Annotated in this window: 11 protein-coding genes; 6 read left to right on the forward strand and 5 right to left on the reverse strand. The window is 47.8% G+C overall.

Annotated features, from left to right (window positions below; all coding sequences use genetic code 11):
* Positions 1-144 precede the first annotated feature (144 nt).
* The 3 genes from AC58QT_RS12710 to AC58QT_RS12720 are packed head-to-tail and all read left to right on the forward strand — an operon-like array spanning position 145 to position 3943.
* A complete protein-coding gene (locus tag AC58QT_RS12710) occupies positions 145-1296 on the forward strand; it encodes a GerAB/ArcD/ProY family transporter (protein WP_497409284.1) in 1152 nt (383 codons plus the stop codon).
* Positions 1250-2761 (forward strand): spore germination protein, encoded by a 1512-nt coding sequence (locus AC58QT_RS12715; protein ID WP_497409285.1) that lies wholly within the window; start codon positions 1250-1252, stop codon positions 2759-2761. Before AC58QT_RS12710 ends, AC58QT_RS12715 begins: the two co-directional genes overlap by 47 nt.
* Before the next feature lie 3 nt (positions 2762-2764).
* Entirely contained in the window at positions 2765-3943 is a 1179-nt protein-coding gene (locus AC58QT_RS12720; protein WP_497409286.1) for a Ger(x)C family spore germination protein, read from the forward strand.
* A gap of 231 nt (positions 3944-4174) precedes the next feature.
* Here AC58QT_RS12720 and AC58QT_RS12725 read toward each other — a convergent pair whose 3' ends face one another.
* The 5 genes from AC58QT_RS12725 to AC58QT_RS12745 all read right to left on the reverse strand — a co-directional run bounded on the left by AC58QT_RS12725 (position 4175) and on the right by AC58QT_RS12745 (position 9674).
* Entirely contained in the window at positions 4175-5389 is a 1215-nt protein-coding gene (locus tag AC58QT_RS12725; protein ID WP_497409287.1) for an MFS transporter, read from the reverse strand.
* Between the two features lie 27 nt (positions 5390-5416).
* On the reverse strand, positions 5417-6727 hold the full coding sequence (locus tag AC58QT_RS12730) for a D-arabinono-1,4-lactone oxidase (RefSeq protein ID WP_497409288.1): 1311 nt from the start codon (positions 6725-6727) through the stop codon (positions 5417-5419).
* On the reverse strand, positions 6724-7914 hold the full coding sequence (locus tag AC58QT_RS12735; RefSeq protein WP_497409289.1) for an amino acid deaminase/aldolase: 1191 nt from the start codon (positions 7912-7914) through the stop codon (positions 6724-6726). The genes AC58QT_RS12730 and AC58QT_RS12735 overlap by 4 nt, the downstream gene beginning before the upstream one ends.
* A gap of 28 nt (positions 7915-7942) precedes the next feature.
* Complete coding sequence (locus AC58QT_RS12740; protein ID WP_497409290.1) at positions 7943-9313, reverse strand: aldehyde dehydrogenase; 1371 nt, start codon at positions 9311-9313, stop codon at positions 7943-7945.
* A gap of 181 nt (positions 9314-9494) precedes the next feature.
* A complete protein-coding gene (locus tag AC58QT_RS12745) occupies positions 9495-9674 on the reverse strand; it encodes a hypothetical protein (protein WP_497409291.1) in 180 nt (59 codons plus the stop codon).
* 85 nt (positions 9675-9759) lie between these two features.
* Here AC58QT_RS12745 and AC58QT_RS12750 point away from each other — a divergent pair, with 85 nt between their 5' ends.
* Genes AC58QT_RS12750 through AC58QT_RS12760 form a run of 3 tightly spaced genes read left to right on the forward strand, consistent with a single transcriptional unit; the run spans position 9760 to position 13561 of the window.
* Positions 9760-11271, forward strand: a complete 1512-nt coding sequence (locus AC58QT_RS12750; RefSeq protein WP_497409292.1) for a spore germination protein — start codon at positions 9760-9762, stop codon at positions 11269-11271.
* Positions 11268-12464, forward strand: a complete 1197-nt coding sequence (locus AC58QT_RS12755; RefSeq protein ID WP_497409293.1) for a Ger(x)C family spore germination protein — start codon at positions 11268-11270, stop codon at positions 12462-12464. The genes AC58QT_RS12750 and AC58QT_RS12755 overlap by 4 nt, the downstream gene beginning before the upstream one ends.
* The gene (locus AC58QT_RS12760) at positions 12461-13561 is read left to right on the forward strand and encodes a GerAB/ArcD/ProY family transporter (protein ID WP_497409294.1); all 1101 of its coding nucleotides are present in this window, start codon (positions 12461-12463) and stop codon (positions 13559-13561) included. The genes AC58QT_RS12755 and AC58QT_RS12760 overlap by 4 nt, the downstream gene beginning before the upstream one ends.
* Positions 13562-14195 lie beyond the last annotated feature (634 nt).

Here is a 14195-nt window from a genome sequence, read left to right on the forward strand (position 1 = left end):
AAATAACTTCCTACATGTATTTCTATTTAGAAGTCACTATCCCTTTTCCAGTATATTAAATTTTGAATACGCATCCTTTTTTTGGATATTATATAGTTACCAATCTAACTGTTTCGCACATCCTACGAGCAGGCGGGAGACACTTTGACTGAACATGGAAAAATAACAGCTGGTCAAGCGGCTGCACTCCTCTACTTGAGTATCATTTCAACTGCGCTGCTGTACTTGCCTAATATTACGGCCAAATCAGCAGGCAATGATTTATGGCTATCGCCAATCATTGGCTCCGTAGCAGGATTTCTTTTGATTTTTGTAACCTGTAAGTTGGCCAAGAAATATCCTAATCAAACTTTTATGGAATATTTACCGGCAATCATTGGATCGTGGCCTGCTAAGATCCTAGGATTCTTGTACATTATTTCGTTATTAAACATGAGTGGCGCGGTTCTGAGATCTTATACCGAATTAATGCTCAACGCCTTTCTTCGGATGACACCTAAGGGCGTCATTATATACTCTATGCTTTTCATCTGCGCTTATGCCGTACGAAGTGGATTGGAAATAATAGGGAGAGCAGCTCAGCTATTCATGCCTGTTGTTATTATCTCTCTTATTTTCATCATAGCTTTGCTCTCGAAGGATTATAACATCAAGGACATGCTGCCAATCCTTGAAAACGGTTTGTTGCCGGCTCTTAAGGGATCCATTCATTCCATGACATGGATTTCTGAATTCTTCTTCATGAGTTTCCTGATCCCTTATATACATGATGCTGATTCGGTCGGCAAATGGTCAACTCGTTCTGTCATCTGGGTTGTAGCTACAATGTCTGGCATGAATTTATTTGTACTATGGCTACTCGGACCAAGCTTAGAAACGTTTCTTTACCCCATTTTAGCTGCGGCACGCTATGTGAGTGTAGCCGATTTTCTCGAAAATATTGAATCCCTTATTGTTATCATTTGGGTCATCGGTTTGTTTATCAAAATTTCTTTGTTTTATTATGTTAGTGTTATGGCCATTACGAATTGGCTGCGACTACAGAATTACCGGGCAGTCGTGCTTCCAACAGGCTTGTTAATTGCGCTCTTCGCGTTATGGGGGATTCCAAATTTACCATCCTTAGTATCTAGAAGCAGCGGCGGCGGCGACTTCAATGATCTTTTTTTTCGACTAGTTTGTCCGGGCATTCTTCTAATCCTCGCTGCTATTCGGTCGATTCCCACTAAAAAAGGAGGCTTGGGTACGAATGACCGATTATTCGAACATAAGGATCCTGCCCACCCTAACGGATAGTTTGCATTGCCTGCATACCATCTACGACCGCTGCTATGATATTGTTTTTCATGAATTCCGTATTGGTGAAGAACTTGATGCCTGTATTGTCTATTTACAAGGGCTTGCGGATTCACAGTTAGTAGATCAACAACTTCTTGTCCCCTTATCCGTGTCAAATATTTGGATTTCTACCGCTGAAGCGATTCAAGAGGAACTTAAACTTTCCGACATTCAATATGTTTCTACCTATGCAGATATCATTTCTGCTGTTTCCATGGGAGCTGCCATTCTCCTTATAGACGGTGAAGATCGCGCTTTAGGTATCTCCTGTCAAAAATGGGAGACACGGAATATCGAAGAACCCAGTTCGGAGACGCTAGTTCGAGGACCTAGGGAAGGTTTTGTCGAATCTATTTCGGTAAATACGTCCCTGCTCAGACGAAAGCTTAGAAACCCGGATTTAAAACTTGAAGCCACTTCGATCGGCAAGTATTCGCAGACCGAAATCGTGATCGCTTATATTGAAGGCATTATTCGACCAAGTCTCGTCAATGAGATGATGACTCGTCTTAAAAGAATCCAAATTGACGGTATATTGGAAAGCTCTTATATTGAAGAACTAATTGAGGATAACCCTCTTTCTCCTTTTCCACAACTGCTTTCGACTGAACGTCCAGACGTTGTCTGCGCCTCACTATTGGAGGGGCGGATTGCTGTTCTTGTTGCTGGAACGCCATTTGTTTTGATAGCTCCTGGTACGCTAGCAGTGTTCTTGCAATCGCCAGAAGATTATTATCAACGGTTTTATGTAGCATCAGCGATACGGATGCTTCGTTACATGTTTATTGGCATTGCCCTGTTGGCTCCGTCCATTTATATTGCCGTCGTTTCCTATCACCAGGAAATGATTCCCACAAAACTATTACTTTCTATGGCAAAGTCCAGAGAGGATATTCCTTTTCCAGCACTTGTTGAAGCGCTCTTAATGGAAGTCACCTTTGAGGCGCTTCGCGAAGCAGGCATCCGTCTGCCGAAGCAGGTAGGGGCAGCGGTGAGTATTGTTGGTGCGCTTGTCATTGGTCAAGCAGCCATAGCGTCTGGTCTTGTATCCGCTCCGATGGTCATGGTTGTGGCTATAACCGGTATTGCCTCATTTATGGTTCCACACTATGGAGCAGGTACGGCTATCCGACTCATACGCTTTCCTATCATGATTACCGCTGGAATCTTAGGATTATTAGGCGTCATTCTAAGTATCCTTGCGATTATCATTCATGTGCTCGGACTTCGTTCATTCGGCGCTCCTTATTTGACGCCGATATCCCCTGTTCAGCCCTACGCTTTGCTCGATTTACTCATTCGCGCACCAAGATGGTTATTTAACCGAAGGCCTCGTGTAGCTTCTCCCCTTAATAGACACCGTCAAACGCCAGCCATGAAGCCCGGTGTTCACGGGCAATCAGCACATAAGGACGATGAATAAGCTATGAAAGCATATCTGAGATTAGGTCTCATCTGTTTCATTTTGATATGTTTAACTGGCTGTTGGGATCGGATGGAAGTCAATGATCTGGGGATCATTACAGCTATTGGCATAGATAAAAATCAAGAGAACGAGGGTATTGTTGTATCTGTTCAAGTCTTCGTACCGAGCTCGAATAGCACGAGCATAGGCGGCATGGAAGGGAGTAAAGGCAAAAATCCTGAGAGCATTGTCGTTTCCGCAGCAGGTGTGAATATGTCGGATGCCAATCAAAGACTACAAGAGAAACTTTCTCGCAAATTATTTTGGGGGCATGCCAGTACGATTGTTTTTGGAGAAGATTTAGCGAAAGACAACTTAGAAGATCCGCTTGCTTTTCTCCGCCGCCATCCTGGTCCAAGAGGAAGATCACTTATCTATATCTGTCAAGGAAATGCTGTCGATATGCTAAATGCGTCTCCAGTTCTCGAGAGGGATACATCGGAGGAGTTGCGTGAAATGTCCAATTTACACACGGGATTGTATGTAACGTTGTTGAAACTGCATAATTTACTTGAATCTGATTCCCAGTCCTACGCCCTTCCTTACACTAAAATGTACACATCGCAGAAACAAAAAAATAAAGCCATCTATGTTTACGGCTCAGCACTGCTTAAGAAAACTCAAATGGTTGGACTTCTGGATGACGCTTCAACGAGAGGCCTCATGTGGTTGACCAATGCGATAAAAACGGCTCTAGTCACTGTCAAATTCAATCAAAATCAGGGAAAAGTGTCTGTTGATGTGTTTCATAGTCAATCAAGCATTGAACCTTTCATTGAAGGCGAAAACTTGTCTGTGAAAGTGAAAACACGCATAGAGTGCAACGTTGTTGAAAACACGACAAAGCTAAATATGCTGGAAGAAAAAAACGCTACCATCGTAGAAAGCAAAATTTCCAGTATGTTGGAAGAGCGAATTTTATCCGTAGTCACACAAGCTCAAAACGACTTTCACGTAGATGCACTCGGTTTCGCGACAGCATTTCATAGGAAATATCCTCAGCAGTGGAAAAAATTAGCGCCGCAATGGGACACGTTGTTCCCGCAAGTTATTGTTCATGTCGAAACGGATGTTAACTTGGAACGAACTGGATTTATTGAGGATCCTGCTAGTAAAAAAATAGGAAGCAAGGAGGAGTAGTTCTGATAATAGTCACTATCCTTTGTACGACTCTCCTTGCTCTATTTATTCTTCTCTTTGAGTGGCCTATTCACAAAAAATCTCCTATGCGAGAACGAGTTGCACTCGTCAGCATGACCATAATTGGTTGGGCACTTTTAATTACCGTGAGTCTTTTTCCGAATATGCCAGGAACAACGCAACTTATAGAGATCGTGTTTAAACCTTTCACTTCGCTGCTTAAATGAAATTTTACATCTGTTCGTTTTTATCACGCTGGATCTTCAATGGCACTGTCTGCAACCACCTAGCGGCAGTCAAGATGAGAATGGCCACAGCAGCTACTACGCCGATCGCTACTATCCGATTTCCTAACAAGAGTTGAACAACCAAGGAAAGCACAATGCCTCCCAAGTTGCCAAACAACAGCAGTAAGCCTGTAACGGCGCCGACGAACTGGGGATCGGATTTGGCCTCTGCTAGGGACAGCATCACAGGTAAGTCAGCAAGCAGCAGAAAACCGCACACAGCCAACAAGCTAATGAATAACCATTGTGGCATGCCAACTGCGAGCCCAACCAGAAGCAACACGCTCGCCACAAGTGAGCAGAGCACAACCGTTCTCGCGCGCTGACCATGCATCGCCCACCGTGGCAGGGCCGCAGCGCCAGCAATGCCTGCTGCCGTCATGACACCGATGCCAATGCCGACTTGCTGGGCATTGTAGCCGATCGCGCTGGCTAGCACTTCGAGCCATGTCGCCAGCGTAATGAAAATACCGAAGCCTGCGAACAGGAGCAGGCTGAATAGCCGCACCCAACGCTGCGACCAAAGGATCGCAATCGCGCGTAACCCCAATGCGCTGCTCGTATCCGCATCCGCTGCCTCAACCTCAAAGAGCGGCGCACGTTTTAGCGCCAACAGCATGGCCACGGCGGCAATTACGCTAATGCCTCCTTGCGTCCACAGAACAGCCGGCATACCCTGCCATGCCATCACAAAAGGAACAGTAACCGTCGAGACCAGGATACCGACGAATAGACTCGCCGTGCCTGCTGCAATGGCATTCGCTCGTTGCTCGGGCCGCACATAGAGCACAGCTACTTTGTTCACAGCATTGAGTACAAGTGGCTGTCCAATAGCAATCACAAGCTGCCCAATGAGTGCAAATTCGTAGCCAGGTACGATGCGAATAAGTGCTCCAACTGCCGTCAACGCACCCCCGATGAGCAACGATCCGCGAAACCATCGGTCAGCGCCCAGTCCAAAAGGGATAGACAGCAGCACGTAGACTAGCGGGAATACGAGAGACAACCAGCCTACGGCATCGATAGAAACCTCCCACTCACGGGAAGCAGCCGTCGTTATGGGGGTGAAGGTTACCCATAGCAGCTGAGTTACCGCCGCAAGCAAGGCGTACGCTGCGACAACCGACCAGCGAGAACGAGACGTACTTGACTTCACCATGAGGACACCTCCCATTTGCTTATCAATCTATCCAGTCACGCCGAATATCTTTTCTAGATACCCGTTCAGCAGGATGCCATCCGGGTCCAATTCTTCTCGAATACGGCAAAATGGCTGCCATTTGGGATATCTTTCAGACAACTCGGATGAACGCAGCGAATGCATTTTGCCCCAGTGCGGCCTGCCGCCATGTTGCAGGAATATGTCCTCCATCGCTGCAAAATAGTCCTCATGCGGCATTCCTTTGTACATATGAATGGCAATGTAGGCAGAATCACGCTCGAACGCTGGGCTGAGCCAGATATCATCGCCTTTCGCAAACCGGCACTCGATTGGAAAATGAACGTTGTACTTGTTTTTCGTCATCTTCGCACGCATTTCTTCAATGACCGCTGGCATAGCCTCTGCTGGTAGATTATATTCCATCTCGTTAAAACGAACGAGTCTTTGCGTGGCAAACAGTCGATGACTGTAATCGACTTTGCTGCCCACAGGCACTTGCGATGCGGATAGTCGACTCACTGTCTGACTGAGCTTCGGAACCTTGCGGCATAATTCGGACAATAGACCGAAGAGCGTATTTTCGAGAAGGACATCACCGATGTAATCACGCACCTTACGGCTCGTCACCGCTTGATCCGTCGGATTCATGAATTTGAGCTGACAGGGGTCCGCATATGGGAACCAATAGAATTCAAAATGTCGATGGCCGCCCGCTATTTCTGGCAGCTCCTGCAAGCATTGTTTCAGCGGCATTCGCTTACTTTCGTACTTCATTTTATAAGTAGGTTGAAGCCTGAGCGTTACTTGCACAATAATTCCCAGTGCGCCTATGGAAACTTGCATCGCTTTAAACAAATCAGGGTGCGTCACAGGTGTGCATGTGATAACATCGCCAGCCCCCGTCACCATCGTCAATCCCACCACTTGCGTGGCAATGTTACCGAACTGTTGGCCAGTTCCATGGGTCCCCGTACTGATGGCCCCAGCAATCGACTGTACATCGATGTCACCCAGATTCTCCTGTGCCAGCCCTTGGTTGAACAGCAGCTCCCCAAGCAGCTTGAGCTTCGTGCCTGCCCAAACGGTCGCAGTCTTGGCCTCCGTATCTAACTCCACTAGGCCTTGCATTCGGTCTAGCGTAATCAGCACATCATCCGATGCTGCAATTGGCGTAAACGAATGTCCTGTACCGACAACGCGCAGCCTGCGTCCTTCTCGTCTGCATAGCAGCACAGCCTCGGCCACCGCTTCGATGGAATCCGGATAGAGCACCGTCTGCGGCGAAGCCTGAACCATACCTGACCAATTCGTCCATGTCCCTGATTGGCTTCTCATAGAAAACACGCCCCCATACCGCGATACGTTGGATATGTACTTACAATGCTGCCCTGCGACACGGCATATAGCACGAGGAATCGCTCGCATAGCTCCCCTGCCTTCGCATGACGGAAAAACACCGGGTCGCCCAGCTCCAGCTTGACTTCCCCGCGCACGCGCAGCGGTGTTTGCACTTCACCTGCGCCCTCTAATGCCAACAGCTCCAGACCTTCAGGCAAATACGGCTTGGGACGTTTATCTGCCCCTGTCGGTCCCGAAGCCGTGTAACCGCCGCCCATACAAGTCACGATGTTCGGCTGTGGACGCCGTACAATCTCTACCGCATACCCGGCAGCAGGCTTATAGCGAAACGACTTGTAGTTGTCGAACAAGCCAGGTGAGTAAAAGCCTGACCCTGCGGTGATCTCCGTCACCCAGGCCTCTTCCCGCGAGCTATCCATACTTCCTGTCCCACCCGCATTGACGAAACGAAGCTGGACACCCATCTGGCTCAGCCGTTGTGTAACTTCTTCTCTCCACTTGGCGGCTTTATGGATAGAGGATTTTTTCAACCTGCGGATTAGTGCATTTTTCACAGCTTGCCCAGGCACATTATCACCAACACCGGCAATCTGTGCCTCGTACCCCATAATGCCGTCCAACCGCAGCCAGTTGGCCTTAACAATGGCTTCCGCAACAGGTTGTACGTGCTCCCATCGCGTCAACGGTGAGCGCCATACGCCAAAATGCAATCCAGGAAAATCAGTCGACATATCGATGTCGAGACAAATGGGTACAGTTACTTGCTGCTTCGCTGCGAGCTGCTCTAATTGCTCAACATGCTCAATACAATCGACCATGAACGTAATCGTTTTGCCTTCACCAATAAGTGAAATCACGTCGGTCAGCGCCTCAACATGCCATTGCGGATAGCCAAGTAGAAGGTCATCAAAACCATCGCGGGCTAAGAAAGCAGCCTCATCCGCCGTATAGCACATAATCCCCTGATACACATGATCAGCTGCTAAAATACGGCGAAGTACCTCGGGACAGCGAATCGATTTGCTTGCCACCCGAATCTTTTTTCCCCCTGCTTCCTGCGCAATGGCCCTAATGTTAGCATCCAACAAATCCAAATCTACGAATGCGAATGGCTTCGGTACATCCTTGAATATCTGTTTATAGTACTCGTAGGATCCTAACATGTGACATACCTCTTCCTCGTGAGCCGTATTAAGGCTTAGTCAGCCTGCGAATGATTTTAAGCCCGATTTTACTCGAGGGATAGCGAAAAGGAATATCAAACATCGTCGTCTGTTTCAATATACTTTTCATATGCGAAAATATGTGAAAACTCATCTCGCCATGATAGCTGCCCATCCCGCTCTCGCCCACGCCACCGACAGGTAAATGCGTTGAACCAAAATGCATCAATGTATCATTGACACAACCACCACCGAATGAAATACGCTCAAGCAAGGCTTCTTGCACCTTTTTGTCCTCCGAAAAAACATAGAGGGCTAGCGGCTTCGGCCGAGCTTGGATCAAGCCCACCACTTCATCGAGACTGTCGTAGGTTAGGATTGGAAGTATGGGTCCAAAAATCTCCTCTTGCATAACTGGCATATCCCATGTGACCGCTTCTAGCACAGTCGGTTCAATTTGCAGCGTCTGGTCATTCGCGTCTCCACCGATAACGACCTTCCCGTCTTTCATAAAATGCTGCAATCGCTCGTAATGACGGCGTGATATGATTTTGCCATACTCGGGGCTTAGCAGCGGCTTGTCACCATAGAAAGATTGGATAGCCTCTTGCAAATAGGCCAGCAGTTTATCTTTCACGCTCCGATGCACGAACAGATAGTCTGGAGCGACGCAGGTCTGTCCCGCATTTGAGAACTTCCCGAAAGCGATGCGCTGTGCGGCCAGCTTCAGTTGCGCATCATGATGGACGATGCAGGGGCTCTTGCCTCCGAGCTCCAATGTCACGCGTGTGAGCCGCTTTGACGCCGCTTCCATCACAATTTTTCCGACCGCAACGCTGCCCGTAAAAAAGATCTTGTCAAACGGCTGCTCCAGCAGCTCACTGCTGGCTTCCACGCCGCCTTCCACAACAGCTATATAATGCGGTTCAAATGTTGCACGTAGTATCGAGGTCATCACAGTTGACACCGCTGGTGCTAGTTCGGATGGCTTCAGTACCACCGTATTTCCTGCAGCAATGGCTCCCACTAACGGATCAAATGCCAGCATAAACGGATAATTCCACGGTGCAATGATAAGTGCCGCGCCCAGTGGTTCTGGGATCATGTAGCTGCGACTCCCCGAATGCGTCATCGGAGTTTTCACTTTCTTCGGCTTCATCCAACGTTTCAGATGCTTGATGACATGTGAAATCTCTTGATAGACAATGCTTATTTCAAACGCGTACGCTTCCTTCTCACTTTTATTCAAGTCGGTGCGAAGCGCCTGGATAATCTCCGATTCCCGATCAACAATCGCTTGTTTCAGCTTTCGAAGCTGTGTAAGACGGAAATCAAGTCCTCGCGTAGCTCCAGTGTGATAATACTTTTTTTGCTGCTCCATCAATTGGCTTATCGCCATTCGGCTCTCCACCTCTCGGATATGTGTATCCCGAACTTTATTTGGAAACGTTTACAATACGTCATATTCATAATCTCTTCATCCTTTTATCTTACCACCGCAATCCCAAAAGTGACAACAGCCCCAAAAAAGCTATTTTGGTAATATTCTCATGGATTTTTGGAAAAATATATAGAATTGCTCAGTCCTTCCCCTGTCTCTTTAACGCTTTATATTTTTGAATCGCTTGCTTCCCATTCAGGCGGTACCAAACGATGACAGGCGCAAGAAAGTTGATCACCATCACGCAGCTAACAACAATCCACATGAACCATTCCGTATTAAGAATGGATTGGTAAATCACAGAATGATAAAAGTCCATAGCCGCCACTCCTCTCGTCTTTGTTGTTAGTGTAGCCAGCGGCAGGCAACCTATTCCTATTGGCACAGATTAGAGGTGAATGTCCATGCAGGAAATGAGGCAAGAAGCCCTCAGGTTAACTTGGTCGGACAAAACAGCCGCCATCGAGGAAGTGTTAGGCCAAAGTGTCGATGTGCAGCGACGTGATTTCATGTTTTGCGGCAATCCTGAATTTCCGGGCTGCTGTTTCTACTTAGAAGGACTCGCAGACACGGCTATTATCGATAATGCTTTGAATGCTTTAGTCGTCAAGGGCTCCGAGCTCGTGGAAGAGCCAGCACTGCTAGCAACGGCTGACGAAATTATCAGCAGCTTGATGTTCAATGCAGCGATCAAAGCATGCCATTCACTGGCTGCAGGTATTGAAGGGGTTCTTTCCGGGGATACACTCGTCTTGATCGAAGGCGTGGAACAAACCTTACTTGTCAGTTCCAAAGGGTGGAAAGATCGCAGCGTTGAAGAACCCGCTTCCGAAAACAATGTCCGCGGTCCGCGAGACGGCTTTACGGAAAGCATTCGCACGAACACAGCCCTCGTTCGCAGACGAATTAAAGACCCCATGCTGCGGATGGAAGGCATGGTGATCGGAACAAGAACCAAAACGGATATTAATATCGCGTACATTCAGGATTTAGTTAAGGTGGGACTTGTCGATGAAGTCAAGCATCGGCTATCCGGCATCCAGATCGATGGGATCCTCGAAAGCGGATATATTGAGGAAATGATTGAAGATGCTCCGCTATCTCCTTTTAATACGATCCAAAGTACAGAACGCCCAGATAAAGTAGCTTCTGCGTTGCTGGAAGGCAGAGTGGCTATTTTTACAGACAATACGCCTGTGGTCTTGATTGTGCCGACATTTTTTTGGCAATTCATTCAGGCACCGGATGATTATTATAATCGGTATTGGGCTGGAACTTTTTTTCGCATTGTGCGTTACTTTGCTTTCTTGATCTCATTAATCCTGCCATCCATTTATGTCATGCTCGTTTCCTTCCACCACGAGATGATTCCAACCGCACTCGCGCTCACCATTGCCTCCGGTCGGGAGGTGGTGCCCTTCCCTGTTTTGCTCGAAGCGATTCTTATGGAGCTCGCTTTTGAATTAATGCGCGAAGCAGGGTTGCGTATGCCGAAGCCGATCGGACAAGCCGTTAGTATCGTGGGCTCGCTCATTATCGGTCAGGCAGCCGTACAGGCTGGGCTTGTCTCACCATTTATGGTCATCGTCATCGCGATTACTGGGATTTCGTCGTTTGCGATTCCGAGCTACTCATCTTCGCTAGCGCTGCGAATGTTTCGCTTTCCGCTCCTGATCGCTTCTGGCACTTTAGGGCTGCTCGGGTTCTCTGGCAGTTTCTTCATTCTAATGCTCCATGCGCTCTCGATCCGTTCCTTTGGTGAGCCTTACTTAGCGCCTGCCAGCCCTTTTAGCCAAGTGGCTCAGCGGGATATGCTGCTTCGGGTGCCCCTATGGATGATGGATGAGCGGCCTGGCTTTGCCCAAGATTTGCAACGCATGCATGATATGCAAAAACCAAAGGTGCCAAAGGAATGACTGTTATGAAGAGAAGTCTCGTCTTACTCATCGTCCTTACGCAGTTGCTGCTCACCACCTCTTGTTACGGCCTGCGGCAAATCAACGAGTTGGCACTAGTAACCGCTGTCGGCTTGGATATTGGGAAAGAGCCGGGCTCTGTTAAAGTATCCGTACAAATCATTCGTCCCGCAGATGCCCGTGGGCAGACAGGCGCGCCTTCCGGAGGAACGGGAGAGCCGATCTATTCCATCAGCGCAGAAGGCAAAAGCATTTTCGATGCTATACGCAATCTAGGGCAATTCACGTCAAGACGCGTGTATTGGGCGCACAACTTTTTGATCGTCATGCAAGAGAGCTATGCGCGAAGAGGCATCGCGGATATGATTGATTTTTTCACGCGCAATCATGAGCTTCGTATGAATACCTGGGTGGCCGTAACGAAAAATGCACCAGATGAAGTCATCTCGACCATTACTGGCCTTGAAGTTGTACCTGGGGAAGCCATTGACCGCTTGTTCCGTAATGTTCAGATTGTCGGCATGGCGCCGGCTACCAACATGATGAATTTAGAGGAAGCGTACTTAAGCCGCTCTGTGCAACCAGTGCTTGCTGAATTGCAGCTCGTGCCCCGAGGTATTTCCAATAAGCGGCCAGAAGAACACGGCTCGATCAAGCAAGTCGAATTAGCAGGCGCAGCTGCTTTCCTCGAGGATAGAATGGTCGGCTGGCTTTCGTTAAAGGAGACCCGGGGGTTGATGTATTTTTTACAAAAGTTAAAAAGTGGGATTGAAGTCGTCGCCTGTCCACATGATAAAGATCACAGTGCGACCGTCGAATTTAAAGATATTGATTTCAAAGTTACCCCCTCTTACGCAAAGCAACTTCCTAGTTTTCAAATCCAACTGGTGGTCAATTCCGATGTCGTGGAGTATGACTGTGGGGAACCGATTACCGATATTCGAGGAGAAATCGAGGAAGCGCTTGAGGGGACGCTCTCTTCACAAATTGAAAAAGTCGTGACCACGGCCCAGCAGCAATATCATTCTGATTTCTTGAAGCTTGGCGATGTGTTTCGCAACAAATTTCCAATGGAATGGAAGACATTGGGGGCGGACTGGCAAACAGCGTTCTCCAATGCGGAGACAAGTATTGAAGTCCAAGCCTCAATCCAGTCTACCGTGCTAAAAGCAGCCCAGCAGGGGGTAAAATGAAGAAATTCCAGATAACCAATGGCATGTTCATTGCGATGGTGGTTAATCTCATCTTCGCTAAAGCGATCGGTGTTACGCAGGGGGTACTTGCTAGAACGGTAGGCCAAGATATGTGGGTGGCTACGCTGTTCGGTACCATTCAGGGCGCTCTGATGATGTACATCACATATGTGGTCGTGCGCAGAACGCCACATCTCAACTTTATTGAACTTGGCGCTGTCCTGCTGGGGAATTGGTTTGGCAAATTCGTAGCTCTGGTGATTTTCACTTTATATCTGGCAGCCTTTGGGCCCATTATGATAACTTTCGTTTATCACTTGAAAGACTACTTTCTACCCGAAGCACCGGTTTGGCTGTTTACGACGGCTTCGCTCATCGTAGGCGCCACCGGCTGCTACTATGGCTTGGAAGTCATGGCACGCATCGCCTTGATTGGGCTGCTTTCGATTTTCATGCTGAATGTACTGATTGTAATTGGTTCTACCAATGAGTTCGATATTCGTAATCTGCTCCCGCTCCTGGAGCATGGCTTCCCTCGTACGGCCGTCGCCAGCATGCACTTCGATGCAGATTGGGCACTTGCGGTGATGCTCGCAGCGCTCATCTTGCCAATGGTGAGCGGTACAGCATCTCGCGGCGGTCAGCTTGGGATGATCAGCATTCTGATAAGCGGCATGCTAACGATTATTTGGGCGATTTTGGAAGGGGGCGTTTTGTCCGCGGAGGTGACAAGCCAATACACGATCTCCTGCATGAAGTTGGCGAGGAACGCGCATATTGGGAACTTTTTGCAGCGATATGAAATGATTATGATCGCACTTTACTCCGTCTCGGTGCTGTTTGAGGTCATGTTCTGTATTTATGGGACGTCGGTCAGTTTATCCAAGATTTTCGGTTTAAAAAGCAACAAAAGCATGATCCTGCCCGTCTGCGTCCTGCTTGGCGTTTTTGGTACGTGGGTCGTCAGCGATCACTTTCGGGCGATTGAATATCTAGAACACGACTGGCCTAAGATTGCGTTGCCCATCGCGTTTGGCCTGCCTTTGCTCATGTTGGCGCTGCGGTTGCTGCTTCGCAAAAAGCTGGATACGCTCTAATAAATCAACTAAACTCGCCACTAACGCTTCTGCAACTTTCTGACCCAAACGTATCGTGTGAATAGGCAACTTTTAGTTGGATAGGTGCGGGGTGGCGGTAGTCATGTCACAAAAAATCATTTTCTGTGATATCTACAAGGAATTATTCACCGCTGCAAAATCCACAAACCTATTGTAGATGCCACAGAATTTAGCTTAGTTGAATGGGTGTGGGGGGGCGGCTGTCATGTCACAAAAAACCATTTTCTGTGATATCTACAAGGATTTATTCACCTCTGCAAAATCCAAAAACCTATTGTAGATACCACAGAATTTAGCTTAGTTGAATGGGTGTGGGGTGGCGGCTGTCATGTCACAAATAATCATTTTCTGTGATATCTACAAGGATTTATTCACCGCTGCAAAATCCACAAACCTATTGTAGATACCACAGAAAGTAGCTTAGTTTGATAGGTACGGGGTGGCCGCGTTCTCGTTAGATGGTATGGTGCAGGGTTTTGTTGGTGTAGCTTTCAAAAATGTACTGACAAAAGGAGCTTAAGCAGTTACGCTTAGCTCCTTTTATTTTTGATCAATCAGATCAGAATCCGTAGTTCGATTTTACCGTTATACCCGGGTGGAAACCTGGATTTAG

The sequence above is a fragment of the Paenibacillus sp. J31R109 genome (genome assembly GCF_059692055.1).

Coding starts and splice junctions, on each gene's coding strand:
- AC58QT_RS12735 (WP_497409289.1), bottom strand. CDS start 7,914: ATGTTAGGATCCTACGAGTACTATAAACAGATATTCAAGGATGTACCG.
- AC58QT_RS12720 (WP_497409286.1), top strand. CDS start 2,765: ATGAAAGCATATCTGAGATTAGGTCTCATCTGTTTCATTTTGATATGT.
- AC58QT_RS12755 (WP_497409293.1), top strand. CDS start 11,268: ATGACTGTTATGAAGAGAAGTCTCGTCTTACTCATCGTCCTTACGCAG.
- AC58QT_RS12715 (WP_497409285.1), top strand. CDS start 1,250: ATGACCGATTATTCGAACATAAGGATCCTGCCCACCCTAACGGATAGT.
- AC58QT_RS12740 (WP_497409290.1), bottom strand. CDS start 9,313: ATGGCGATAAGCCAATTGATGGAGCAGCAAAAAAAGTATTATCACACT.
- AC58QT_RS12730 (WP_497409288.1), bottom strand. CDS start 6,727: ATGAGAAGCCAATCAGGGACATGGACGAATTGGTCAGGTATGGTTCAG.
- AC58QT_RS12725 (WP_497409287.1), bottom strand. CDS start 5,389: ATGGTGAAGTCAAGTACGTCTCGTTCTCGCTGGTCGGTTGTCGCAGCG.
- AC58QT_RS12750 (WP_497409292.1), top strand. CDS start 9,760: ATGCAGGAAATGAGGCAAGAAGCCCTCAGGTTAACTTGGTCGGACAAA.
- AC58QT_RS12760 (WP_497409294.1), top strand. CDS start 12,461: ATGAAGAAATTCCAGATAACCAATGGCATGTTCATTGCGATGGTGGTT.
- AC58QT_RS12745 (WP_497409291.1), bottom strand. CDS start 9,674: ATGGACTTTTATCATTCTGTGATTTACCAATCCATTCTTAATACGGAA.